The sequence below is a fragment of the Loktanella sp. F6476L genome, assembly GCF_023015725.1.
GTDB lineage: Bacteria > Pseudomonadota > Alphaproteobacteria > Rhodobacterales > Rhodobacteraceae > Yoonia.
The window spans coordinates 1-726 of sequence record NZ_JALKAR010000038.1; the positions used below are offsets into that span (position 1 = coordinate 1).

The 726-nt window shown below is 50.6% G+C and carries 1 protein-coding gene; it reads left to right on the forward strand.

Features of this window, described 5'->3' with window-relative positions; genetic code table 11:
* Positions 1-66: 66 nt before the first annotated feature.
* On the forward strand, positions 67-444 hold the full coding sequence (tnpB, locus tag MWU61_RS19645) for an IS66 family insertion sequence element accessory protein TnpB (RefSeq protein ID WP_247130173.1): 378 nt from the start codon (positions 67-69) through the stop codon (positions 442-444).
* Positions 445-726: the final 282 nt, after the last annotated feature.

Genomic DNA, 726 nt, shown 5'->3' on the forward strand with positions numbered 1-726 from the left:
TGAATTCTCCGTGGCCATTTCCGAAGCGAACCTAACAAAGCTTGTCGCGGTTGTCGGGCGGTTCTCATGATTTATCCGTCAGGCTCATATAAAGTCTACTTGGCCACCCATCCCGTTGATTTTCGTAAGGGCATGGATGGCCTAGCTGGCTATGTGATTAACAAATTCGCTCTGGACCCAATTACTGGGGCGTTCTTTGTGTTCCGCTCTAAGAGTAAAGACAAGATCAAGGTTCTGGTGTTGGACGGAACCGGGCTGGTTCTCATCTACAAGAGAATCGAGGGAAGCGAGTTCGTCTGGCCAAAATTAACAGATAGGACCATGACAATGTCAAAGGCACAATTTGAAGCTCTTTTTGAAGGCATTGATTGGCGCAGCTTTGCTTCAGCGAACTATCACAAGCCAAAAGTCTACTCGAGCAAGGTGGAAGCGGTCGCGGTATGAGTTTGATGTCTCAAGCCCGTGCCAACTTAATCGTATATGCCGCCTCCTTGAGCAATGAGGTCCAGATCAGCAAGACAAGTGTCCCCGCACACCCATGTGCGCTTATAGACGAGCGAATGGAGATCCCATTTGACCAACGGACCAAGCGTACAAATGGACCTGTCGCGCTTTCGTGCCGCCCCAAGTGCTCGTTTATGCCGCTTTCCGTTCGAAAGCGACGGGGCTTTTCCAGCCCAGTGCTGAGTGTCGGCGGCGCGGATTGTAGAAGCCATTGATATATTC